The organism is Streptomyces sp. MP131-18, assembly GCF_001984575.1.
GTDB lineage: Bacteria > Actinomycetota > Actinomycetes > Streptomycetales > Streptomycetaceae > Streptomyces > Streptomyces johnsoniae.
In genome coordinates, this window is the sequence record NZ_LZNS01000001.1 from 667,027 (window position 1) to 688,617 (window position 21,591).

23 protein-coding genes are annotated in these 21,591 nt (G+C 71.9%); 15 read left to right on the forward strand and 8 right to left on the reverse strand.

Annotated features, from left to right (window positions below; all coding sequences use genetic code 11):
• Positions 1–99: 99 nt before the first annotated feature.
• The 8 genes from STBA_RS02900 to STBA_RS02935 are packed head-to-tail and all read left to right on the forward strand — an operon-like array spanning position 100 to position 7,160.
• Positions 100–1,077: an ABC transporter substrate-binding protein gene (locus STBA_RS02900; protein ID WP_077057721.1), complete on the forward strand. Its 978-nt coding sequence runs from the start codon at positions 100–102 to the stop codon at positions 1,075–1,077.
• Positions 1,040–1,801, forward strand: a complete 762-nt coding sequence (locus tag STBA_RS02905) for an isochorismatase family cysteine hydrolase (RefSeq protein WP_077057722.1) — start codon at positions 1,040–1,042, stop codon at positions 1,799–1,801. The genes STBA_RS02900 and STBA_RS02905 overlap by 38 nt, the downstream gene beginning before the upstream one ends.
• 51 nt (positions 1,802–1,852) lie before the next feature.
• Entirely contained in the window at positions 1,853–2,695 is an 843-nt protein-coding gene (locus tag STBA_RS02910) for an ABC transporter permease (protein WP_077057723.1), read from the forward strand.
• Positions 2,692–3,546, forward strand: coding sequence for an ABC transporter permease (locus STBA_RS02915; RefSeq protein WP_079251680.1), 855 nt, complete (start codon positions 2,692–2,694; stop codon positions 3,544–3,546). Before STBA_RS02910 ends, STBA_RS02915 begins: the two co-directional genes overlap by 4 nt.
• Positions 3,543–4,412, forward strand: coding sequence for an ABC transporter ATP-binding protein (locus STBA_RS02920; RefSeq protein ID WP_079251681.1), 870 nt, complete (start codon positions 3,543–3,545; stop codon positions 4,410–4,412). The genes STBA_RS02915 and STBA_RS02920 overlap by 4 nt, the downstream gene beginning before the upstream one ends.
• Before the next feature lie 53 nt (positions 4,413–4,465).
• Positions 4,466–5,533 carry a cupin domain-containing protein gene (locus STBA_RS02925; protein ID WP_366510917.1) on the forward strand — a complete coding sequence of 356 codons (1,068 nt, stop codon included), beginning with the start codon at positions 4,466–4,468 and terminating at the stop codon, positions 5,531–5,533.
• Positions 5,530–6,372, forward strand: a complete 843-nt coding sequence (locus STBA_RS02930; RefSeq protein WP_077057725.1) for a fumarylacetoacetate hydrolase family protein — start codon at positions 5,530–5,532, stop codon at positions 6,370–6,372. The genes STBA_RS02925 and STBA_RS02930 overlap by 4 nt, the downstream gene beginning before the upstream one ends.
• Positions 6,369–7,160 (forward strand): maleylpyruvate isomerase family mycothiol-dependent enzyme, encoded by a 792-nt coding sequence (locus tag STBA_RS02935; RefSeq protein ID WP_171987625.1) that lies wholly within the window; start codon positions 6,369–6,371, stop codon positions 7,158–7,160. The genes STBA_RS02930 and STBA_RS02935 overlap by 4 nt, the downstream gene beginning before the upstream one ends.
• A gap of 16 nt (positions 7,161–7,176) precedes the next feature.
• Here STBA_RS02935 and STBA_RS02940 read toward each other — a convergent pair whose 3' ends face one another.
• Complete coding sequence (locus STBA_RS02940) at positions 7,177–7,797, reverse strand: methylated-DNA--[protein]-cysteine S-methyltransferase (protein ID WP_077057726.1); 621 nt, start codon at positions 7,795–7,797, stop codon at positions 7,177–7,179.
• Positions 7,794–8,288 (reverse strand): sigma-70 family RNA polymerase sigma factor, encoded by a 495-nt coding sequence (locus STBA_RS02945; RefSeq protein ID WP_079252344.1) that lies wholly within the window; start codon positions 8,286–8,288, stop codon positions 7,794–7,796. Before STBA_RS02945 ends, STBA_RS02940 begins: the two co-directional genes overlap by 4 nt.
• A 186-nt stretch (positions 8,289–8,474) precedes the next feature.
• On the opposite strand from STBA_RS02945, the gene STBA_RS02950 reads away from it, so the two are divergent.
• Positions 8,475–9,746, forward strand: a complete 1,272-nt coding sequence (locus STBA_RS02950; RefSeq protein ID WP_077057728.1) for an MFS transporter — start codon at positions 8,475–8,477, stop codon at positions 9,744–9,746.
• A 176-nt stretch (positions 9,747–9,922) separates the two neighbouring features.
• On the opposite strand, the gene ilvY is transcribed toward STBA_RS02950, so the two are convergent.
• Positions 9,923–10,831, reverse strand: coding sequence for an HTH-type transcriptional activator IlvY (gene ilvY, locus STBA_RS02955; RefSeq protein WP_077057729.1), 909 nt, complete (start codon positions 10,829–10,831; stop codon positions 9,923–9,925).
• Positions 10,832–10,906: 75 nt separating this feature from the next.
• Between ilvY and STBA_RS02960 the strand changes: the two genes are divergently transcribed.
• The 4 genes from STBA_RS02960 (at position 10,907) to STBA_RS02975 (ending at position 14,449) form a co-directional block, all read left to right on the forward strand.
• Complete coding sequence (locus STBA_RS02960; RefSeq protein ID WP_077057730.1) at positions 10,907–11,635, forward strand: class I SAM-dependent methyltransferase; 729 nt, start codon at positions 10,907–10,909, stop codon at positions 11,633–11,635.
• 145 nt (positions 11,636–11,780) lie between these two features.
• Positions 11,781–12,581 carry a class I SAM-dependent methyltransferase gene (locus tag STBA_RS02965; protein ID WP_216355907.1) on the forward strand — a complete coding sequence of 267 codons (801 nt, stop codon included), beginning with the start codon at positions 11,781–11,783 and terminating at the stop codon, positions 12,579–12,581.
• Positions 12,571–13,368, forward strand: coding sequence for an SDR family oxidoreductase (locus tag STBA_RS02970; protein ID WP_107485180.1), 798 nt, complete (start codon positions 12,571–12,573; stop codon positions 13,366–13,368). The genes STBA_RS02965 and STBA_RS02970 overlap by 11 nt, the downstream gene beginning before the upstream one ends.
• A 166-nt stretch (positions 13,369–13,534) precedes the next feature.
• Entirely contained in the window at positions 13,535–14,449 is a 915-nt protein-coding gene (locus tag STBA_RS02975; RefSeq protein WP_253195205.1) for an acyltransferase domain-containing protein, read from the forward strand.
• A gap of 164 nt (positions 14,450–14,613) precedes the next feature.
• Here the strand turns inward: STBA_RS02975 and STBA_RS37545 are convergent, their stop codons facing one another.
• Positions 14,614–15,288 (reverse strand): hypothetical protein, encoded by a 675-nt coding sequence (locus tag STBA_RS37545; RefSeq protein ID WP_171987626.1) that lies wholly within the window; start codon positions 15,286–15,288, stop codon positions 14,614–14,616.
• A 456-nt stretch (positions 15,289–15,744) separates the two neighbouring features.
• On the opposite strand from STBA_RS37545, the gene STBA_RS02985 reads away from it, so the two are divergent.
• Positions 15,745–17,058, forward strand: coding sequence for a glycoside hydrolase family 30 beta sandwich domain-containing protein (locus STBA_RS02985; RefSeq protein WP_077057735.1), 1,314 nt, complete (start codon positions 15,745–15,747; stop codon positions 17,056–17,058).
• A 34-nt stretch (positions 17,059–17,092) separates the two neighbouring features.
• Here STBA_RS02985 and STBA_RS02990 read toward each other — a convergent pair whose 3' ends face one another.
• Positions 17,093–17,503, reverse strand: coding sequence for a hypothetical protein (locus tag STBA_RS02990; protein WP_077057736.1), 411 nt, complete (start codon positions 17,501–17,503; stop codon positions 17,093–17,095).
• 69 nt (positions 17,504–17,572) lie between these two features.
• Entirely contained in the window at positions 17,573–19,036 is a 1,464-nt protein-coding gene (locus STBA_RS02995) for an MFS transporter (protein ID WP_077057737.1), read from the reverse strand.
• A 145-nt stretch (positions 19,037–19,181) separates the two neighbouring features.
• Here STBA_RS02995 and STBA_RS03000 point away from each other — a divergent pair, with 145 nt between their 5' ends.
• Complete coding sequence (locus tag STBA_RS03000; protein ID WP_077063069.1) at positions 19,182–19,661, forward strand: MarR family transcriptional regulator; 480 nt, start codon at positions 19,182–19,184, stop codon at positions 19,659–19,661.
• Positions 19,662–19,664: 3 nt separating this feature from the next.
• On the opposite strand, the gene STBA_RS03005 is transcribed toward STBA_RS03000, so the two are convergent.
• Positions 19,665–20,480: an SAM-dependent methyltransferase gene (locus STBA_RS03005; RefSeq protein ID WP_077057738.1), complete on the reverse strand. Its 816-nt coding sequence runs from the start codon at positions 20,478–20,480 to the stop codon at positions 19,665–19,667.
• On the reverse strand, positions 20,473–21,336 hold the full coding sequence (locus tag STBA_RS03010; RefSeq protein WP_077057739.1) for a helix-turn-helix transcriptional regulator: 864 nt from the start codon (positions 21,334–21,336) through the stop codon (positions 20,473–20,475). Before STBA_RS03010 ends, STBA_RS03005 begins: the two co-directional genes overlap by 8 nt.
• Between the last annotated feature and the right edge of the window lie 255 nt (positions 21,337–21,591).

Sequence of the window (21,591 nt, forward strand, 5' to 3'; positions counted from 1 at the left end):
GCCCGCCCGGCCCGGACCCACCGGGATTCCGTGGACCGCCAGGCGCGCCCGACGGGACGAGCCGGCGCGCCGGCCGGGGCAGGCAAGGAAAGGACAACGATGAGACATCGCATGACGGCCGTGGCCGCGGCGGGCGCCGTGGTGTTCGGCGCCGGGGCCTGCGGAGCCGCGACCTCGCCCGCGGACGGCGCGAACGGCGCGGGCGCGGCGGGCGAGGGCGTCGTCCGCGTCGGCGAGACCGACGGCGTGCCCAGCGCGTTCCTCAAGTACGGCGAGCAGCAGGGCTTCTTCGAGGAGCACGGCATCGACCTGCGGATCGACACCTCGGCGGGCGGCGCCGCCGCGATCCCCGCGCTCGTCGGCGGAAACCTCGACATCGCCGGGTCCAACGTGGTCAGCGGCATGCTCGCCGCCGGGCAGGGCCTTCCGCTGCGGATGGTCGCGCCGGGCACGTTCGCCACCGACGACGTGGAGTCGGACTTCTCCTCCGTGCTGGTACCCGAGGATTCGGCGATCGCCTCGGCCGAGGACCTGGCCGGTACGTCCATCGCCGTGAACACGCTCCAGAACATCGGCGACATCACGATCATGGCCGCGCTGGAGGAGCGGGGCGTGGACACCTCCGGCATCGAGTTCGTCGAACTCGGCTTTCCCGACATGCTTCCGGCGCTGGAGAGCGGCCGGGTCGACGCCGCCTGGATCATCGAGCCCTTCCAGACGATGGGCGTCGAGCAGGGCTTCCGGCCCGTGCTGCGCCCGTACGCGGAATCCATGGCGGGGCTCCAGGTCGGCTCCTACCTCACCACACAGCAGTTCGCCGAGGACAACGCCGACCTGGTCGAGGCGTTCGACGCCGCGGTGGCCGACACCGCCGCCTCGATCACCGAGGACCCGGCCGGGTTCCGGGCGGCGCTGCCGGAGATCGAGGAGCTCGACCCCGCCGTCGCGGACGCGATGGTGCTGCCCCAGTTCAAGAGCGAACTGGACGAGAGCTCGCTCGAGTTCATAGCGGACCGCATGCTGACGAACGGATTCGTCGATGACGCCATCGACCTCGACGCCCTCACCGGGCGCTGACCGGCCGGCCGGCGGGCCCATCTCCCGCCTGTCGCCGCGGGACGCGCTGCTCGTACTGATCGACGTCCAGAACGACTTCTGCCACCCCCGGGGCACGATGGGGCGCCGCGGCATGGACCTGTCGGCCGTGCCGCCCGCCGTGGCCAACGCGGAGCTGCTGCTCGCCGCGGCCCGGGGCGCGGGCGTTCCGCCCCTGTTCGTCCGCACGGTCCACGGCGAGGGCGTCGACTCGGACGCCTGGCGGCACCGCTATGCCGCGGGCATCGGCACCGGCGAGCGGCCCGCCCCCGGCAACTGCCTCGAAGGCAGCTGGGGCGCCGAGTTCTACCGGCTCCGGCCGCGGCCGGGCGAGAGCGTCGCGGTCAAACACCGCTACAGCGCGTTCGGTTCGCCCGGCTTCCGGGCCGCGCTCGCCGCACACGGGCGCCCGGCGCTGGTTCTGGCCGGAGTGACCACCAACGTCTGTGTGGAGAGCACCCTGCGGTCGGCCGTCGACGCCGACCACCTCGCCTCGGTCGTGTCCGATGCCTGCGCCGCGTACGACGCGGCGGAACACGCCGCGGCGGTCACGGTGATGGCGCGCCACTTCGGCAGGTCCTTCACCACCGCGGACGTCGTCGCCCACTGGCGGCGGGAGAAACCGGCGACGCCCGAGACGCGGGCGACATCCGAGACGCCCGAGACGCGGAAGGCGAGGAGAGAAGAGGTGAGACGTGATGGCTGAGGTCACCGCCGTCCGGGTCCACCACCACGACGAGGCGAACGGACCGGTGTCATGACTGCCACTGCCACAGTCCCCCCACCCGTGCGGCCCGCCCCGCGCGGCGGCCGGGGCCGCCCGGCGCGAAGCCCCCACAGGGCGCTGCTCGGCCTGGCCGGCGTCGCGACATTCCTGTGCCTGCTGGAGCTGCTGCCGCGCACCGGCCTGGTCAACTCCCGCTTCCTGCCGCCGTTCTCGGACATGGCCGAGGCGCTGGGCGAACGGGCGGGGACCGGCGAGTTCTGGCGGGCGCTCGGCGACACGCTGACCACCTGGAGCATCGGCCTCGGCATCGCGCTGGCCGCCGGGGTCGTCATCGGCATGCTCATCGGCTCCGTGCGGGTGCTCCGCGAAACCACCGCCTCCGTCATCGAGTTCCTGCGGCCCATCCCCTCCGTGGCGCTGATCCCGCTGGCGGTGCTGATGTACGGCACCGGCCGCGAGGCAACCCTGCTGCTGGTGATCTACGCCGCGTTCTGGCAGATCCTGCTCCAGGTACTGGCCGGGGTGCAGGACGTGGACCCGGTGGCCAGGGACACCGCCCGCAGCTACCGCTTCCGGTTCCTGACCGAAGTGACGCGCCTGGTGTGGCCGACGACGCTGCCGTACGCGGTGGTCGGCTTCCGGCTGGCCGCGAGCGTCGCGCTGATCCTCACCGTCACCGGCGAACTCATCATCGGCACCCCGGGACTCGGCCGGCTCATCGCCGTGGCCCAGACCTCGGGCGCGGTGGCGTCGATGTACGCGCTGGTCATCGTGACCGGTCTGCTCGGCGTGGCCGTGAACCTCCTGGCCCGGCTCGTCGAGCGCCGCGTGCTGCGCTGGCATCCCTCCGTGCGACAGGAGTCCGCGTCATGACCGTCTTCTCCCCGCGGGCCGCCGCGCCACTCGCCCGTTCCGCCACTCGCCGCGGCACCGGCCGCAGGGCCCTGGCCGCCGCCCGCCGCACCCTGGTCGTGCTGGGCCTGCCCGCGGTGCTGATCGCCGTGTGGTGGCTGGTGTCGGAGGAGTACCACAGCTTCTACTTCCCGCCGCTGCGCGAGATCGTGGAGACCTTCGGCCCCACGTGGTTCGAAGGCCGCATCACCGGCGATGTGGTGCCGTCCCTGACCCGGCTGCTGTCCGGGTACGCGCTGGCCGTGGTGCTCGGCGTCGTGCTGGGCGTCCTCATCGGTTCCTCGGCCAAGCTGCGCGCCTTCGCCGAGCCCGTCCTGGAGTTCTTCCGGGCGATTCCCCCACCGGTGATGGTGCCGATCCTCATGCTGTTCTTCGGCATCGGCACCACGATGAAGGTCATCGTGATCGCCACCGGGGCCGTGTGGCCGATCCTGCTCAACACCGTCGAAGGCGTGCGCGGCATCGACCCGCTGCTGCGCGACACGGCCCGCACCTACCGCCTGCGCCCGCTGACGCGGCTGCGGACGCTGGTGCTGCGCGGAGCGAGCCCGCAGATCTTCACCGGCGCGCGGCAGGCGCTGTCCATCGCGATCATCCTCATGGTGATCTCGGAGATGTTCGCGGCGAACAACGGCCTCGGGTTCTCCATCGTCCAGTTCCAACGCAGCTTCGCGCTCCCCGAGATGTGGACCGGCATCCTCCTGCTCGGCCTCGTGGGCGTGCTGCTCTCCCTGATCTTCCGCGCCGTCGAGCGCGTCGTGCTCGCCTGGTACCGCGGGCAGCGCCAGTCTCAACGAGGAGGCAACCGATGACCACCGCAACCGACCGACCGGCCACCGCCACCCGCATGCTCTCGGTGCGCGGCCTGCACAAGGTGTACGAGTCCGCCGGCCGGCCCACCGAGGCGATCCGGGACCTGACCTTCGACATCGCGGCCGGCGAGATGGTCTGCATCGTCGGCCCCTCCGGGGCCGGCAAGACGACGCTGCTGCGCTGCATCGCCGGGCTGCTGCCGCCCACGGGCGGCGACATCTCCCTGGAGGGCAGGCCGGTCGCGGGGCCGCCCAAGGGCATGGCCGTCGTCTTCCAGGACTACGCGCGCAGCCTCTTCCCCTGGCTCACCGTCGCGCAGAACGTCGAACTGCCCCTGCGCGAGAAGAGGCTGCCCAAGGCGGAGCGGCACCGCCTGGTCGAGCGGTCGCTGGAGGCCGTCGGCCTCGCGGACGTGCCCCGCTCCTACCCCTGGCAGCTGTCGGGCGGCATGCAGCAGCGCGTCGCCATCGCCCGCGCCGTCGCCTACGAACCGCACATCCTGATGATGGACGAGCCGTTCGCCGCGGTCGACGCCCAGACCCGCGCCGACCTGGAGGACCTGGTCCGCGACCTGTGGCACCGGCTCGGAATCACGCTGCTGTTCGTCACGCACGACATCGACGAGGCCATCTACCTGGGCCGCCGGGTACTGGTCCTGTCCGGCAGACCCACCGTGATCATGGAGGACGTCGCCGTCGACCTGCCGGACGAACGGGACCAGCTCGGCACGCGCAATCTGCCGCGCTTCGGCGAACTCCGCGCCCACGTCTACGAGCTGGTGCAGAAGGCGAAACGCGGCCACCGCCCCGAGAACGAACCCGACGCCGGCGCGTCCGGCGCGGTCGGGAAGGAGTTTCCGGCATGACCACCGAGCGGCACACCACCGACACCACCGACCACGGCTCCGTCCACAATGCGATGACGGGGGAGGACAGCCCCGAACTGACGCGGCTGTACGAGGACTTCGACGCCGAGCACCTCGTTCCGCTGTGGACGCAGCTCGGGGACCTCATGCCCATGCACCCCGCGCCCGCCGCGCGGGCGCACGTGTGGCGCTGGAGCACGCTGTACCCGCTCGCGCAACGGGCCGGCGACCTGGTGCCCGTCGGCCGGGGCGGTGAGCGGCGGGCCATCGCCCTCGCCAACCCCGGGCTGTCCGGCCGCGCGTACGCGACGCCGACGCTGTGGGCCGCGATCCAGTACCTCGGCCCCAAGGAGACCGCGCCCGAACACCGGCACGCGCAGAACGCGTTCCGCTTCGTCGTGGAGGGCGAGGGCGTGTGGACGGTCGTCGACGGCGATCCGGTGCGGATGAGCCGCGGCGACTTCCTGCTGACCCCGGGCTGGCACTTCCACGGCCACCACAACGAGACGGACCGGCCGATGGCCTGGCTGGACGGGCTGGACATCCCGTTCGCGCACTACACGGACACCGGCTTCTTCGAATTCGGCTCGGACCGGGTCACCGACTACGCCACGCCCAACTACTCGCGCGGCGAACGCCTGTGGTGCCACCCCGGGCTGCGCCCGCTGTCCGGCCTGCGCGACACGGTCTCCTCCCCCATCGGCGCCTACCGCTGGGAGCACACCGACCGCGCCCTGACCGAGCAACTGCTGCTTGAGGAGGAGGGCCTGCCGGCGACGGTGGAGCAGGGCCACGCCGCGGTCCGCTACGTGAACCCGACCACCGGCGGCGACGTGATGCCCACGATCCGCGCCGAGTTCCACCGGCTGCGCCCCGGCACGGCCACCGCCACCCGGCGCGAGGTCGGCTCGTGCGTCTTCCAGGTCTTCGAGGGCCGCGGGCAGGTGGTGCTCGGCGGAACGGAACACCGCGTGGAGAAGGGCGACCTGTTCACCGTGCCGTCCTGGGTGCCGTGGTCCCTGCGGGCCGAGTCGCCGTTCGACCTGTTCCGTTTCTCCGACGCGCCCGTGATGGAGCGTCTGCACTTCGCCCGTACCCACATCGAAGGAGAAGACCGATGAGACTGGCCACCATGCGGCTGCCCGGCGGCGCCACGACGGCGGTGCGGGTGGACGGCGGCACCGCGACGGAGCTGGGCTTCGCGGACGTCGGCGCGCTGCTGCGCGCCGGCGCCCTGGACCACGCGGCCACCGCCGCCGGCCGGGAGCACGCGTTCGAACGGGCCGACCTCGCCCCCGTCGTGCCCACCCCGGGAAAGATCCTGTGCGTGGGCCTCAACTACCGCGGTCACATCCTGGAGATGGGCCGGGAACTGCCCACGGCGCCAACCGTGTTCACCAAGTACCCCGAAGCCCTGATCGGCCCCGCCGATCAGGTGCTGCTGCCGCCGGAGTCCTCCCAGGTGGACTGGGAGGGCGAGCTGGCCGTGGTCGTCGGCTCCGAGGTGCGGCGGGCGGACCGCGCCGCCGCGGAGCGCGCCATCGCCGGATACGCGGTGCTCAACGACGTCACCATGCGCGACTGGCAGTACCGCACGATGCAGTGGCTCCCCGGCAAGTCCTTCGAGCACACCACCCCGTTCGGCCCCGTGCTGGTCACCCCCGACGAGTTCACGCCCGGCGGCGACCTGGTCACGGCCGTGGACGGCGAGGAGGTGCAGCGCACCAGGACCGACGACCTGGTCTTCGGCCCCGCCGAGCTGATCTCCTACCTCTCCACGATCCTCACCCTGCGGCCGGGGGACGTCATCGCCACCGGAACGCCGGGCGGCGTGGGCCACGCCCGCAAACCCGCCCGCTACCTCGCCCCCGGACAGGTGCTGACCACCACCGTCGAGGGCATCGGCACACTGACCAACACCGCGGTCGCCGAGCAGGTGCCCGCGGCAGCAGGCACGTGAACGGCGCGGGCACCGCCCTGGACGAGGCCCGCGCGGCGCTGCGCGCCCGGCAGGGCGCCGGCGCGCGGTACGACGCGGACGGCGCCCCGCACACCGAGCTGGCGTGGGCGCGCGCCGGCACCGCGTTCTTCGCCCGCGCCCTGACGGAGCTGTCCGACGCGGACCTCTCCGCGCCCTCGCTGCTGCCGGGCTGGGACCGGCGCGCGCTGATCGCGCACGTCGGCTACAACGCCCGTGCCCTGACGCGGCTGTGCACGTGGGGCCGCACCGGCACCGAGTGCCCGATGTACGCCTCGCCGCGGCAGCGGGCGGAGGAGATCGCCCGCGGCGCGACACTGCCCGCACGGGCGCTGCGTTCGCTCTTCGCGCACTCCGAGGTCCACTTGAACGTGGAGTGGCGGGATCTGCCAGGACCGGCCTGGGACGCGAGCGTGGTCACCGCGCAGGGCCGGACGGTGCCGCTGCGGGAGACGGCTTGGATGCGCACCCGCGAGGTGTGGGTGCACGCCGTCGACCTCGGCGGCGGCGGCGGCGGGTTCCGCGACGTCCCGCCCGGCCTGCTCGACCGGCTGGCGGCCGACGTGCTCGCCGCGTGGGAACGGCGCGGGGAGCGCCCCGCGCTGACACTCGCCGCCACCGACCGGGACGCCCCGCTCGCGGTCGCGCCCGGTGGCGGGCCGACCGTCACGGGCACGGCCGCCGACCTGACCCGCTGGCTCACCGGGCGCGGGACACGGCGGCTGACCTGCGACCACGGCGAACTGCCCCGGCTGCCGCGCTGGTTGTAGATATCGCCGGGACGTCTCAGGCCGCGGCCTCCAGCGCCAGCAGGTGGTGTTTGGCCGCCGCTCCCCCGGCGTAGCCGCCGGCCGAACCGTCGGAACGGACGACGCGGTGGCAGGGGATGACGAGCGGCAGCGGATTGGTGGCGCAGGCGGTGCCCACCGCACGAACGGCCCTGGGACTGCCCGCGGCGGCGGCGACCCGCGCGTAGCTCTCGGTGCTGCCGTAGGCGATCCGCGGCAGCTGGGCCAGCACTTCGCGCCGGAAGCCCTTGGCGAGCGCGAGATCGAGCGGCAGGTCGAAGCGGGTGCGGCGGCCGGCGAAGTACTCGTCGAGCTGGCGGCCCGCGGCATCCAGCCGCGCCGGGGCCGCGAGGATACGCGGGCTGACGCGTTCCGCCAGGTCGGCCAGGACGGCTTCGTGGTCCTGGACGGCGAAGGCGACGCGCACCAGCCCGCGTTCCGTCGCCGCGAGCAGCAGGCTCCCGACCGGGGTGTCGACGGTGCGGTAGGCGACGTCGAGCAGGCCGGAGCGTTCGGCCCGCTCCGCGAGGCGGGCCCGCAGACGGTCGAGGGCCGCGGGGTCGTGGGCGGGCAGCGACGCGAGAAGCCGCTCCTCCGGGGTGCCGGACGTGGTGGTCATCGGTCCGCTCCTGTCTGGTCGGCGGGGCGCGCGGGGTAGGTGCCACGGAGTTTCCTGATGCCGTCGGCGGCGGCCCTGCGCGCGGCGTCGGGCGTTCCGCCCGTGATGGCGGCGATCTCCCGGTAGGGCAGCCCGGCCAGGTAGTGGTAGGCGACGGCGGCGCGCTGGCGTTCCGGCAGGGCCCGCAGGGCGTTCCACAGGTCGCCGTCCCAGGCGTCGGGCCGCCCGGTCTCGGCGGGGCGCTCGGGGACGTCCCCGACCGGCAGCGCGCGGCGCCGGTTGGCGCGCAGCATGTCGATGGCCTTGCGGTGGGCGATCGTCACCAGCCACGCCTGGACGTTGGCCCCCGGCGGCAGGTCCGGATAGGCGCGCATCGCGGCGAGGAACGTCTCGGCCCACGCGTCCTCCGCGTCGTCGGGTCCGAGAACGGCCCGGCACACGCGGAGCACCACGGGCCCGTGGTCGGTCACGATGCGCTCGAAAGGTTCCATGGTCACACCCCGTAGACGTCCCGCCGGGCCGGAACGTGAGACGGTACCGCGGGTTTTTCCACGCCGCCCTCCTCCTCGTCTGTGCTGGTTGCCCGCCCGGTCACTCCTGTGACAGCGTGATGTAGCGATAAAACACCGCTGGTCGGGGCATTGCTGGCGTCGGCCCGATCCGGGAGGCCCCTCCGAATGGCGAAGGCTGCCATAGACCCGCGGACCGCACGCTGGCGCGCCGCGCTGTTCGCCATGTTCCTGCTGCCCGGCGTGGCGATGTCCTCCTGGATCACGCGGACGCCGGACATCCGCGACCGGGTCGGCGCCTCGACGGCCGAGATGGGGCTGATCATCTTCGGCCTCTCCATCGGCGCGATGGCCGGCGTCCTCTGCTCGGCCTCGCTGGTGGCCCGGTACGGCGGGCGCGCGGTGACCACGGGGGGCGCCGCGGTCAATCTGGCAGGGCTCGCGGTGGTGGCGCTCGGCGCCGGAGCGGGCAGCGGCGCGGTGGTGTTCTGCGGCCTGGCGCTGTTCGGCGCGGGCAGCGGCCTGATGGAGATCGCGGTGAACGTCGAGGGCGCCGCGGTGGAACGCGTGATCGGACGGCCGGTACTGCCCGCCCTGCACGGCTGCTTCAGCGCCGGCACGTTCGCGGGGGCCACCACCGGAGTCGCGCTGACGGCGGTCGACTTCCCCGTGCAGTGGCACCTTTTGATCGTCGTGCTGCTCGGCGCCGCCCTGAGCGTGTGGGCCCTGCGGCACGTGCCGCGGGGCACCGGGCAGGAGCGCCCCGGCTCGACCGAGGCGCCGGCCCTCGGGGCCCGGGAGCGGCTGGCCGTCTGGCGCGAACGGCGCGTGGTGCTGCTCGGCCTCATCGTGCTGGGCATGGCGCTGGCCGAGGGCGCGGCCAACGACTGGCTGCCGCTCATCATGGTCGACGGCTACGACCTCGACGCGGCCACCGGCTCCCTCGTCTACGCCCTGTTCGCCGCGTCGATGGCCGTCGGCCGCTTCAGCGGCGAGCGGCTCCTCTCGCGCTTCGGCCGCGTCACCGTGGTGCGCGCCGGCGCGGTGTGCGCCGCGGTCGGGCTGGCCACCGTCGTGCTCGCGCCCCACCCGGCACCGGCCGCCGCGGCGGTCGTGCTGTGGGGCCTGGGTGCCGCGCTCGGCTTCCCGCTGACGCTCTCCGCCGCGGGCGACGACCCGCAGGGGGCGGCGGCGCGTGTCAGCGCCGTGGCGATCACCGGCTACCTGGCGTTCCTCGCCGGGCCGCCCGCCCTCGGCTTCCTCGGGGAGGCGGTCGGGCTGCGCAACGCGATGCTCGCCGTCCTGGCCGTGGTCCTGCTCGCGGGCACCCTGGCCACCGCCGTCCGCCCGCTGCGCCCGGCACAGCAACCGCCACGGGCGAGCGGCCCGGCCCCGGAACGGGAAACGACCGACGACGCCCCACCGGGCAGCCGGGCCTGAGCCCTTCCTGCTCTCCGGCCAGGAGGCACCCCGGTACCCCTCAGGCGCGATCCGGGCCTTTCGCCCACGGGGACATCGACGCCCCGGCCGGCCGCTGCGCCGCTGCTCGGGGGCGCATGGGGGCCGCGGCGGGCCCGGCGCCGGCCGTTCCGCGCGGGCTGTACTGATGATCCGCCCTACGGGCTTGCCGCTCCCGCTTCCGATGAGCCCGGCCGCGGGCCTGTGCCGGGCCGCGTTGCCGCCCAGGCTGCGGCGACGAGAGGGCGATGCGCGTCGGCCCGCCGGATGCACACCCCGATGGTGAGCCGGCCCAGCCCCGGCGGGGTGGGCAGCTGCCGAAGTCCGGTGCGGACGCCGCTGTGCCGCAGGACGAGGCCGGGGATGACGCCCGTTCCGTAGCCGAGGGCGACAAGAGTGAGCAGCGCTTCGTGCCCGTCGGCCTCGGCAGCGATGTGCGGATGACTGCCCAGGCTGCGGAACCACTGGTCGGCGGCCGTCCGGACGAGTCCCTTCCGCGGCAGGACGAAGGGCTCGTCGGCGACGGAGAACGGCTCGGCGGCCGGAGCGGTGCGCCCCTGGACGAGGACCAGCGGAGTGTGCGTGATCTCCCGGGCGAGCAGGGTGGCGGGGACGCGGGCCGGGAGGGCGGCGACGGCGAGATCCGCCTCGTCCTGGTCGAGGAGGGCGAGGGCGGCGGCGGCATCACCCGTGCGCAGGGAGATGTGCACGCGCGGATGTGCGGTGCGCAAGGGGCCGAGCAGGTCGGGCAGGAGGCTGTGGCATGCGGTGACGGAGGCGAAAACCCGGAGGTGGCCGCCCAGATCGTCCGCCGTGGTGTCGCCGTCGCGGTAGCGGGACCACAAGTCCAGGGCGTCGGCCGCATAGCGGCGGAAGGCGCGGCCGTGCGTGGTCAGGGCCACCCCGCGCGGGCCGCGTTCGAGCAACTGGTGCCCGGTCGCGGCCTCCAGCCGCTGCACGGTCCTGGACAGGGTGGCGGGGCTGACATGGCAATCGGCCGCCGTGCGGGTGTAGCTGAGCGTCTGCGCGAGATGGAGGAAGAGCCGGTACTGATCGCGGTCCTGCATCTTTCACCTTCCGCAACATCACCGTGCGTATGTTGTCGTTGCCGCACGGCCGGTGCAGAGTCTACAAACAGGGCCATGCGACGACACGACGACACCGAACGCACCGAACGCCCCCGGCCCGCCTGGTACTTCTCCGAGTACACCCCGGTCGGCGTCGACCTGGGCAGCAGGGCCGCCGTCACCGCCTACGACCGCAATCAGGGCACCGACCCCGAGGCCGACGACGCGCTGCTGGACCGCCTGGGGGTCACCGAAGGCAGCCGCCTGGTCGATCTGGCGTGCGGTACCGGCTCGCTGGCCGTCCAGGCGGCACGGCGCGGGGCCGTCGCACACGGCGTGGACGTCTCCGCGGAAATGCTGGCCTTCGCGCGGGCCAGGGCGCGGGAGTTCGGTGTCGCACCGCACTGGCATCACGCCGGTTTCCTGGACTACGCCCACCGCGCCCCGCTCGCCGACGTGGTCACGACCAAGTCGGCTCTGCACCAGCTCCCGGACTTCTGGAAACAGCAGGCACTTCTCCGCGCGGCCGGAATGCTCCGCCCCGGCGGCACCTTCTATCTGTGGGACGTGATCTACAGTTTCGAGCCCTCTGACGCGCAGGGCCACCTTCAGCACTGGATCGACACCGCGGGCCGACCCGAGGGGCAGGGCTTCCTCAAGGCCGACTTCGAAACCCATGTGCGGGACGAGTTCTCCACCTACGCCTGGATCATCGAAGGCATGCTTCGGCGAGCCGGTTTCGACCTCGTCTCCCGCGCCTTCCCCCGCACGACTCACGCCGAATTCCACTGCCGCCGCCGGTGAACCCGACGACCGACGCGGCCGGCCGCCGACCGGCCGCTGACCGGCCGCTGACCGGCCGGCTTGGTGGCGAGAACTGCGATTATCGGTTGCTGTCCCCGGCGGCGGTTCCTAGCCTTCAGGCGTGATCGCTCCTGGGTACGACGAGTTGGTTGCCGATGCGATGGCGGCTCCGGCCGCGGGGTGGGACTTCGGCTGGTTGTCCGGACGCGCCCACGGCTCGGACCCGTCGTGGTCCTACCCGGAGCTGGCCCGCGCGCACATCGCCGCCGCCGGGCGCCTGCTGGACGTCGACACCGGTGGCGGTGAGCTGCTGGCCTCGCTTCGGCCACTGCCCCGGCACACATGGGCGACCGAGGGATGGCTGCCGAACATCGCTGTCGCCCGCGGCCGGCTGGAACCGCTGGGGGTCACGGTCGTGCCGGCCCCTGACCGGGAAACACTGCCGCTCGAAGACCAGTCGGTCGACGTCGTGCTCAATCGCCACGGACGGCTGGCCGCGCACGAAGTCCGGCGGGTGCTGCGCCCCGGTGGCCGCCTGCTGACACAGCAGGTCGGCAGCGATGACTGCGCCGAGCTGAACGAAGCCCTCGGTGCCCCGCCCGCGCACCCTGCGGGCAGTTGGAACCTCAACGCGGCAGGTGCGGCCCTGACCCGGGCGGGCCTGAAGCTGACCCGAGAGGAAGAAGAGCACCCGGTGCTCACGTTCCACGACATCGGCGCCGTGGTCTACCACCTGCGCCTGGTCAGCTGGCAGATTCCCGGCTTCAGCCCCGAGCGCTACGATTCCGCGCTGCGTCGCCTGCATCGGCGCATGTGCTCGGAAGGGCGCTTCGACGTGCGTGCGCACCGGTTCCTGATCACCGCTCAACGACCGGATGCGGGCGCGCTGGGGAATTCGGGTGCGGTGCGAAGGGCGGCCGGTCATGATGGTGATCATGATCGGTGAGACGCACACACAGGGTCCGCAGAACGGGGAAGGGCCGGAACGTCCGCTCGCCCTCGTCACGGGGGCGGGACGTTCGGCCGGGATCGCGGCCTCCGTGGTCGTCGGTCTGGCCCGGGCCGGCTGGGATGTGGCCTTCACCTACTGGACGCCCTATGACGCACGGATGCAGTGGGGAACGGACCCGGGCGCGCCCGCGCAACTGCGGCAGCAGGCGGCGTCCCTCGGGGCGAGGACCCTTGCGGTCGAGGCGGACCTGGGCGACCCGGCGGTGCCGGCTCAGCTCTTCGACAGCGTCGAGCGGGAGCTGGGTAACGTCACCGCGCTGGTGCTCTGCCATGCCGAGTCGGTCGACTCCGGTCTGCTGGACACCACGGTGGAAAGCTTCGACCTGCACTTCGCGGTCAATACGCGGGCAACCTGGCTGCTGATCCGGGAGTACGGGCTGCGGTTCCGCGGGGAGCACGGAAGCGGCCGGATCGTCAGCCTGACCAGCGACCACACCGCCGGCAACCTTCCCTACGGAGCCAGCAAGGGGGCCATGGACCGGATCACCCTGGCCGCGGCCCGCGAGCTCGCCCACCTGGGAGTGACCTGCAACGCCATCAATCCCGGGCCGACCGACACCGGGTGGATGACGGAGGAGCACATGGCCGACATGATCCGCTTCACGCCCCTGGGACGCATCGGCGTGCCGCAGGACTGCGCGCGCCTGGTCACGTTCCTCTGCTCGACCGAGGGCGGCTGGATCAACGCCCAGCTGCTCCACAGCAACGGCGGTATCGCCTAGGAACCGTCCGGGCAGTCGCGGTTGCGGTCGCGCGGCGCTGCTCGTCGAACCCGGACGGCCGACCACACGACCTGCGGAGTCCGCCGCGGTGTCGCGGGCTGGTGTCCGGCGTCGTCGGCGTGCCACCCCGGCACCCGGACAGACAGTCTGCCGTAGATTATTTCGTGTGCTTGAACTTCCCTCGAATGCGGAAGCGGCGCGGTTGTTGGAACGGCTGGGCGCGAGCGCCGTCGATCGAGCCGAGACGCTGGCGGCGCGACCCGATCCACGGGACCATCGGGAGCTATGGCGACACCTGGAACGGTGCTGCCGCGACCTGATGTCCAGCATGGGTTCGGGACTCCCGGTCGACGGATATCGTGGCTTTCCAGCGATGCCGGCTGACGCCGACCGGGTGGCGCTCCACCTCTACGTCTGGCTCTATCTCGCCGTGCTCCCGGAGACACTGCGCTACCACGCGGAGCGCGGCATCGACCGCGCGAGGTCGTGGGAGACGTTGGCGACGCTGGGACCGATGATGGCCGAGCACCGGGCCGTGCACGGGCTCGGTGGCATCGGGAGGTTCGGACAGTGGTGCCCACCGTTGAAGTTCCGAGGGGCCGAGTACCGGCTTGGCCGGCTTGAGTACGACCGCGGTCGCGGCGAACTCCCGGACGGCACGGCGGGGTTCCTGCTGCACGTTCATGTGCCGTCCGGCGCACCGCTGTCCCCGGAAGCCTGTGACGTATCGATCGACCTGGCCCTGGAGTTCTTCGGCCGTCACTTCCCCGACGAACCGGTCTCGTACCTGGTCTGCCACTCCTGGCTACTCGATCCGCAGATCACCGAGTACCTACCCGAGCGGTCGAACATCGTACGGTTCCTCCGCCGCTTCGAGCTGAGGCCGTTGCTTCCCGACGATCGGGAGCACGCGGACGGCGACATGCTGGAGTACATTTTCGGCCGACCGAGCCAGAACGGTCCCGTCACCGCGAACTTCCTCACGGAGCTGCCACAGGATACGGCCCTGCGCAGGGCGTACACGGCTCATCTCCGATCCGGACGGCACTGGCACGCGCGCACCGGCAGAATCGTCTTCTGATCGGCAGAGCGCTTGGTGCAGCATTCCGAACACATACTGTCGCCGGAGCCGGAGCCGGAGCCGGAGCCGGTGGCGGGACGGTGCGGACGCCGACCGGTGGCGCTCACACACCCCCATCGACGGCCCGCGGGAACGGCCGGGGCCGTTCCCGCTCGGCGTCGACCTCAGCCGAAGGAGAGGTCGAAGTCGGTCACGTACCAGAGGCTGTCGATGTCCGTGGCTTCGATCTCGATGCCGATCTGACCGGGCTCCACTCCGGTGGAGTTCGACACGACGATCTCCTCGATCGTCTGGCCGTCCACGGTGATCTGTTGCCCCTCGAACGTCGCCGTCCCGCCCGACCCCTGGCCTTCGGCGACCTCCACGGCGGCCGGCTCTCCCAGGCTCTCGGGAGTGAACGATTCGGCCAGCGTGCTCACCAACTGCCGCGCCTGCTCTGCCTCGGGGCTTCCGTCCTCGCACATCGCCGCCGTGTTACCCGCGGGCGAACCGTCGGCGCCCGGTGCCCCCATGACGAGGCAGGCGTCCAGGGGCCGGTCCTCGACGATCGCGGCGACCCACGTCGCCACCGCCTCACGGCCCGTGGCCTGGCCGACGGCCTGCTCTTCCTGGGGCGCGTCGGCCGCCGGGGACTCGCCGGACTCCGGAGACTCGCCGGACTCCGGAGACTCGCCGGACTCCGGAGACTCGCCGGACTCCTGCGACTCGCCGGCATCCGAAGTCGTGTCCGCCGGGTCGTCGGAGTCGTCCGAGCAGGCCGTCATGGTGAGTGCCGCCGCCACGGCGAGCACGCATATGCTGCCGGCCCGGCGCATGACCGTCGACTTCGAAGTTCTCATCGCTCACGTTCCTCAACGTTGCCGTTTTCCTGAAGGTGCAGCCGGTACGGTACGCCAACAGGGAGGACTACGGTGCACGCACACCTCGTGCCGGAGGGCCACGGAGGTGTGCGAAGGCCGCAGAACCACGACTTCGGGACCCGTCCGCCCGGCCCGCAGCCCGACTCACCGGACTCCTGCGGCGGTTGGCATGCCACGGCGCGAAGGCGGAGCGTCGCGGTGCGTCCATGCCGGGCCGGGGTGCCGACTCCGCGCGGAAGCGTGACGCAAGGGTGGGTTGACGGTGGCGAGTTGGGCCGCTACTTTGCCAGCGATTCGGCATTTTGGGCACCGTTCGCAATATCGGACGCGCTCTCCAGCCCTTTCGTCTTCCCACTCCGCAAAGGACAGGCCGGGTCGACGCCTGCCGCCGATTGGGAGCGCTCCCACCTCGTTCAGAAGTCAGGAGGAGACATAATGACGTCACGTCGGAATGAATCCATCACCACCGGGCCTGCATCTCCGAGTCGGAGGTCCGTGCTGGCCACGATGAGTGCCCTACCGGTCCTCGTGGCCGCGAAGCCGGCCTCGGCGGCAACCGGAGCACCGTCCGCAGCGGCGGCCGGCGAGGTGATCGTCGACCCGTCGGCGGAGCGGCAGACGATCCGGGGTTTCGGCGGCATGAACCACACGGCCTGGATCAACGACCTGACTCCTGCCCAGCGGGACACGGCATTCGGCAACGGTGAGGGGCAACTGGGGTTCTCCGTGCTGAGAATCCCCGTTCACGAGGACCGGGCGAACTGGAGCCGTGAGGTGGCGACGGCTAGGCGTGCGATCGAGCACGGGGCGACGGTCATCGCGTCGCCGTGGAATCCCCCCGCTCACATGGTCGAGACCTTCGTCCGCGGCAATCAGTCCGACGCGAGGCGGCTGCGGCACGACATGTACGGCGCTTACGCGCAGCACCTGAACGACTTCCACGGGTTCATGAGGGACAACGGGGTGAACCTGTACGCCATCTCGGTGCAGAACGAGCCCGATTACGCGCACGACTGGACGTGGTGGACTCCGGGCGAGATGATCCGGTTCCTCCGGGAGAACGCCGGCTCGATCGGCACCAAGGTCATTGCGCCGGAGTCCTTCCAGTACGTGAAGAGCTTTTCGGACCCGATCCTCAACGACCCCGCGGCGCTCGCCAACCTGGACATACTCGGGGCTCACCTCTACGGCACGCCGTACGGGAACTTCCCCTACCCCCTCTTCAGGGAAAAGGGCCAGGGCAAAGAACTCTGGATGACCGAGGTCTACCATCCCAACAGCAGCGATTCGGCGGATCTCTGGCCCCAAGCGCTCGACGTGGGGGAACACGTCCACCGTGCTCTCGTGGACGCCGAGTTCCAGGCGTATGTGTGGTGGTACATCCGGCGCAGCTACGGCCCCATGCGGGAGGACGGGCAGATCAGCAAGCGCGGTGCCAATATGGCGCACTTCTCCAAGTTCGTCCGGCCAGGATATGTGCGGCTCGACGCGACCTCGAATCCCCAGTCGAATGTCTACACTTCGGCGTTCAAGGGCGGTGACTCCGAGGTTGTCATCGTCGCCATCAACAAGGGGACCTCACCGGTGAGTCAGTCGTTCACCCTGGGGAACGTCCCCGCGTCCAGCGTGTCGTCCTGGTTGACGGACGCGAGCAGGAATCTCGCGCCCCAGGGCGGGATCACCCTGTCGAACGGCTCTTTCACCGGCGAGCTTCCGGCCCGGAGCGTGACGACCTTCGTGACCGATTGAACCGGCCGTTCCGCCGCCACGAGCATCATCACAGTCAGTCGAGCGGGCTCGGCCACTCATGCGCGGGGAGCAGCTCCGCCAGCTTCGCCGAGGTGTTCCTGCCGAGCACCACTTCCGTGTGGAGGTTGGCGGGATCGATCTGCCGGATGAACTCCCGGCATCGTCCGCAGGGCGGCAGTACGTGCAGGGCGCCGTTCTCGTTGCGCCACACGGCGACGATCTTTGCGATGCGGTACTCACGGGCCGTCACCATGGCGGCGATGGCCGCGTGCTCCGCGCAGAAGCCCGTGCCCGAGCCGGTGTCGATGCATACGCCCGAGTGGAAGCTGCCCGCCTCGGTGACCAGCGTGGTGGCCACGTCTCCGAACAGCCGGTCGCCCACCGGGTGCGGGTTCAGTACGGCGGCGGCCGCGGCGATGAGGTCGTCGTTGGTAGTAGCAGTCACGGGACGGAAGCTACCTGCCCGTCCCGTCCCCGCACCACCGGAAATCCCCGGCCGGAGCGGCCTCCCGGGTCAGGAGGTGGCGGCTCCGGGGGTCGTGGCCGGTTCCTGCGCGGGCGGGACGTGGGCGGTCGCGGAGGCGGGGCGGGCGGCCCGGCCGGGGATGGCCAGGATCACCAGTGTCGCCACCAGCGCGGCGCAGGCGCCGAAGATCAGGACGGTGCGGAAGCCGTTCTCGGAGGGCAGCGCGACGCCGCCGAAGGAGGTGGTCATGTTGGCCAGCAGGACGCCGACCACGGCGCTGGACGTGGAGGTGCCGATGGAACGCATGAGCGTGTTCAGGCCGTTGGCGGCGGCCGTCTCGGTGGCCGGCACCGCGGCCATGATGAGGGCGGGCATCGCCGCGTAGGCGAGCGCGATGCCGATGCTGATGACCGAGGTGAAGATCAGCACGCCCCAGGTGGAACCGGACAGGCCCAGCGCGATGACGTAGCCGAACGCGATGAACAGTGCGCCTGCGAGCAGGGAGGTCCTGGGGCCGCGGGCGGCGGACAGCCGCGCGCCGAGCGGCGAGACGACCATCATCATCAGGCCCGAGGGCGCCATCCACAGCCCGGCCGCGAGCATCGACTGCCCCAGTCCGTAGCCGGTGGCCTCGGGCAGCTGGAGCATCTGTACGGGGACCAGCATCATCGCGAACATGGCGAGGCCGACCAGCACGGACGCCAGGTTGGTCACCAGGACCTGCCGCTTGGCGCTGGAGCGGAGGTTGACCAGGGGGGCGGGTATGCGCAGTTCCCAGGCGCCCCACAGCAGCAGTACGACGGCGGACGTGCCGAAGAGGCCGAGGGTGGTGGGGCTCGACCAGCCCCAGTCGCCGCCCTTGGAGATCGGCAGCAGCAGGGTGACGAGACCGACGGAGAGCACCAGCGCGCCGATGAGGTCGAACGACCCGCCCGAACGGACCGGCGATTCGGGGACCGTGCGCAGCACGAGGACGGCGACGGCCGTGCCGAGCGCGGCGGCGGCCCAGAACAGGACGTGCCAGTCGGTGTTCTGGGCGACGGCGGCCGCGGCGGGCAGGCCGAGCGCGCCGCCGATGCCGAGCGAGGAACTCATCAGGGCCATGGCCGAGCCGAGGCGTTCCGGTGGCATCACGTCGCGCATGATGCTGATGCCGAGGGGGATGATGCCCATGCTCATGCCCTGGAGGGCACGGCCGACGATCATGGGGGCGAGGGAGTCGGCGAGTGCGCAGATGAGCGAGCCGACGACGAGGACGGCCAGGCAGGCGAGCAGCATGCGCCGCTTGCCGGAGAGGTCGCCGAGCCGGCCCACCACGGGGGTGGCCACGGCACCCGCGAGGAGGGTGACCGTCACGATCCAGGAGGCGTTGGCCGCGGTGGTGTCCAGCAGCTGCGGCAGCTCGGGTATCAGCGGGACGACGAGGGCCTGCATCAGGGACGTGACGATCCCGGCGCCGGCCAGCACGCCCACGACGGCGCCGCTGCGCGGCACGGGCGAGGTCGGACTCATGCGTTCTCCGCTCGAAGGAAGGGCGAGGCAGGCTGGATGTGCAGCATGCACAAGCTATGTACGATACACACATCATGCGCCATACATTTAATCGGCCGATCAGTTGACCGCGATTCGGAAGAGGGAGGTCGAAGTGCACGAGGAAATGAGCCGAATCGAGCGTGAACTGATGCTTCTCGGCCGCCATGCATCCATGGGCTCGGCCGGCCGCTGCCGGCCCGCCGAAGGCCAGGAGCGGCTGGAGCGCAGTGCCTATCTCCTGCTGAGCCGGCTCGACGCGGCGGGCCCCATGTCGATCGGGCAGCTGGCCGAGGCGTTCGGCCTCGACTGCTCGACGGTCAACCGCCAGACCGCCGTCATTCTCAAGGCCGGACTGATCGAGCGGATTCTCGATCCGGACGGCGGCACCGCCCGCCGGCTCCGCATCACCGACGAGGGCGCGCGGCGGCTCCGCCTCGACCGCGAGGCACGGGTCAAAAACCTGAGCGGGCTGCTGGACGAGTGGTCACCGCGCGAACTGGCCACGCTGGCGCGGGTGCTGACCCGCTTCAACATCACGGTCGAGCGGCACGAGGGCGAGCCCTGGCCGCGCGCGGAGGCGCCGGGTCCTGGCCTGCCCTCCTGACGGTCACGGGCGGCGGGCGATACCCGCCCACATGGAGACGGCTTCGGGGGTGGCCTCCGGCGGCACCGGGCCGTCCGGGCGCCACTCCTGCGGCGGGACCAGGCCGGGCTCGACGAGCTCAAGCCCCTCGAAGAAGGCCAGGATCTCCTTGCGGCCACGAACCTGCCCCATCTGCCCGGTGAGTCCGCGATTGCCCGAAATAATCCGCTCCCAGGTGGGAACGTCGAAGTCGGGGGTGACGTGGGTGATCAGAAGGTAGCTGCCCGGCGCGAGGGCGGCGACGTACTCGGCGACCAGATCACGGGCGGCGACGCCGGACTCCACGTCGTCCGCGATGTAGTGGAGCAGGGCGTTCAGGCACAGGGCCACCGGCCGCGACAGGTCCAGGACCTCCCGCAGCCGATCGCTGTCCAGGATGCTCGTCGGATCGCAGAAATCGGCGTGCAGGTAGGCCGTTTCGCCCTCGGGCGTGCCGGTCATCAGGGCCTCGGCGTACCGCAGCACGATCAGCCGGTTGTCGGTGTAGACCACGCGCGTGTCCGGGGCCTCGGCCTGGGCGATCTGATGCAGATTCGGCTCGGTGGGCACGCCGGTGCCGATGTCGAGGAACTGCCGCACGCCCGCCTCCGCGGCCAGCCAGCGCACGGCCCGGTGCAGGAAGGCCCGGTTCGCCCTGGCCGCGATGCGCACCCCCGGCCACATCCCCGCCACCTGCCGGCCCGCGGCCTCGTCGGCGGGAAAGAAGTTCTTCCCGCCGAGGAACCAGTCGTAGACACGCGCCGGGTCCGGGCGGTAGGGATCTATCTGGTCCTCAAGCACGGGGGTCCTCCCATTCGGTACGCCATTCCGTAATCGGTGCGCTGTCCGGCACGGAGGCCGCCGAGTCCAGCGCGATCAAGTACTGCGTCACCGCGTCCTGCGCCTCGTTGACCTCCGTCCCGTCCAGCGTGTGCAGCAGCACCCGGTCGGGCAGCCCGGCCGGGCGGTAGCGCAGCAGCTGAACGGGCCCGCACATCAGGGCCGTGTGCAGGGTGCGCATCGGAACGACCCGGATCGTCACCCCGGGGCGCCCGGCCAGCCGCCGCAGGTGCGCGAGCTGCCCGCGCATCACCTCGGGCCCGCCGACGCGGCGCCGCAGCGCGGCCTCCTCGATCAGCGCCCACAGGACGGGGGGCGCGGGCTCTGCCCGGTCGAGGACCGCCTGCCGCCGGTTCAGCAGCTCCACCCGCCGCGCGATGCGCCCGTCTGCGTCCTCGGGGTGCTGGACGCGCTGCAACGCCTCGGCGTAGGCGGGAGTCTGGAGCAGGTCGGGCACGACGGCGGGTGCATAGAAACGGATGACCTGCGCGTGCTCCTCCAGGCCGATGAGGTCCGCGGGCGAACGCGGCAGCACGTCCCGGTACGCCTGCCACCAGCCGGGCCGGCTGGCCCGCTCGACGTCGGCGAGCACCGAACCGGCTTCGGCCTCGCGCCCGTAGACGGTCAGCAGCCGTCGCACATGAGCCGGTTTGAGCCCTACCCGGCCGCCCTCCATGCGGTGCAGGGTGGAGGGGGAGGTGCCCAGCTCGTCCGCCGCCTCCCGCGCGGAGAGACCGGCCGCGGCGCGCAGTTCACGCAGCCGGGCGCCGATCAGCAGCAGGGCGGCCGTCGGGCGGCCGGAGCGCGACACCCGCATACCGCGCCCCCTTCCCGGAAGGTGTGACAACAATGTGCCGCGCCATTCTGCCACTTGCAGAGTGGCACGGCCACCATCGCGGTGGCTGTCCGTCCACCGGGAGCCACGGGGCGTGCACCGCCCCGCCCGCGTGACGGTCCGCCTGGAAGCACCCGGCCGCCCGCCGCCCGCCGCTCAGGACGCGCCCCCTCCCCCGACCGACCGGCCCGCGACACCGTCCGGCCTCCGGTCACCGGCCATGACGCCGCCGCGCCC

What these genes read in the sequence shown, in the direction of transcription:
- STBA_RS02910 (WP_077057723.1), top strand. Translation starts at nt 1,853, where the DNA reads ATGACTGCCACTGCCACAGTCCCCCCACCCGTGCGGCCCGCCCCGCGC.
- STBA_RS02970 (WP_107485180.1), top strand. Translation starts at nt 12,571, where the DNA reads ATGATCGGTGAGACGCACACACAGGGTCCGCAGAACGGGGAAGGGCCG.
- STBA_RS02925 (WP_366510917.1), top strand. Translation starts at nt 4,466, where the DNA reads ATGACGGGGGAGGACAGCCCCGAACTGACGCGGCTGTACGAGGACTTC.
- STBA_RS02950 (WP_077057728.1), top strand. Translation starts at nt 8,475, where the DNA reads ATGGCGAAGGCTGCCATAGACCCGCGGACCGCACGCTGGCGCGCCGCG.
- STBA_RS02940 (WP_077057726.1), bottom strand. Translation starts at nt 7,797, where the DNA reads ATGACCACCACGTCCGGCACCCCGGAGGAGCGGCTTCTCGCGTCGCTG.
- STBA_RS03000 (WP_077063069.1), top strand. Translation starts at nt 19,182, where the DNA reads ATGAGCCGAATCGAGCGTGAACTGATGCTTCTCGGCCGCCATGCATCC.
- STBA_RS37545 (WP_171987626.1), bottom strand. Translation starts at nt 15,288, where the DNA reads ATGAGAACTTCGAAGTCGACGGTCATGCGCCGGGCCGGCAGCATATGC.
- STBA_RS02920 (WP_079251681.1), top strand. Translation starts at nt 3,543, where the DNA reads ATGACCACCGCAACCGACCGACCGGCCACCGCCACCCGCATGCTCTCG.
- STBA_RS02960 (WP_077057730.1), top strand. Translation starts at nt 10,907, where the DNA reads ATGCGACGACACGACGACACCGAACGCACCGAACGCCCCCGGCCCGCC.
- STBA_RS02945 (WP_079252344.1), bottom strand. Translation starts at nt 8,288, where the DNA reads ATGGAACCTTTCGAGCGCATCGTGACCGACCACGGGCCCGTGGTGCTC.
- STBA_RS02905 (WP_077057722.1), top strand. Translation starts at nt 1,040, where the DNA reads ATGACGCCATCGACCTCGACGCCCTCACCGGGCGCTGACCGGCCGGCC.
- STBA_RS03010 (WP_077057739.1), bottom strand. Translation starts at nt 21,336, where the DNA reads ATGCGGGTGTCGCGCTCCGGCCGCCCGACGGCCGCCCTGCTGCTGATC.
- STBA_RS02985 (WP_077057735.1), top strand. Translation starts at nt 15,745, where the DNA reads ATGACGTCACGTCGGAATGAATCCATCACCACCGGGCCTGCATCTCCG.
- STBA_RS02915 (WP_079251680.1), top strand. Translation starts at nt 2,692, where the DNA reads ATGACCGTCTTCTCCCCGCGGGCCGCCGCGCCACTCGCCCGTTCCGCC.
- STBA_RS02995 (WP_077057737.1), bottom strand. Translation starts at nt 19,036, where the DNA reads ATGAGTCCGACCTCGCCCGTGCCGCGCAGCGGCGCCGTCGTGGGCGTG.
- ilvY (WP_077057729.1), bottom strand. Translation starts at nt 10,831, where the DNA reads ATGCAGGACCGCGATCAGTACCGGCTCTTCCTCCATCTCGCGCAGACG.
- STBA_RS02930 (WP_077057725.1), top strand. Translation starts at nt 5,530, where the DNA reads ATGAGACTGGCCACCATGCGGCTGCCCGGCGGCGCCACGACGGCGGTG.
- STBA_RS02900 (WP_077057721.1), top strand. Translation starts at nt 100, where the DNA reads ATGAGACATCGCATGACGGCCGTGGCCGCGGCGGGCGCCGTGGTGTTC.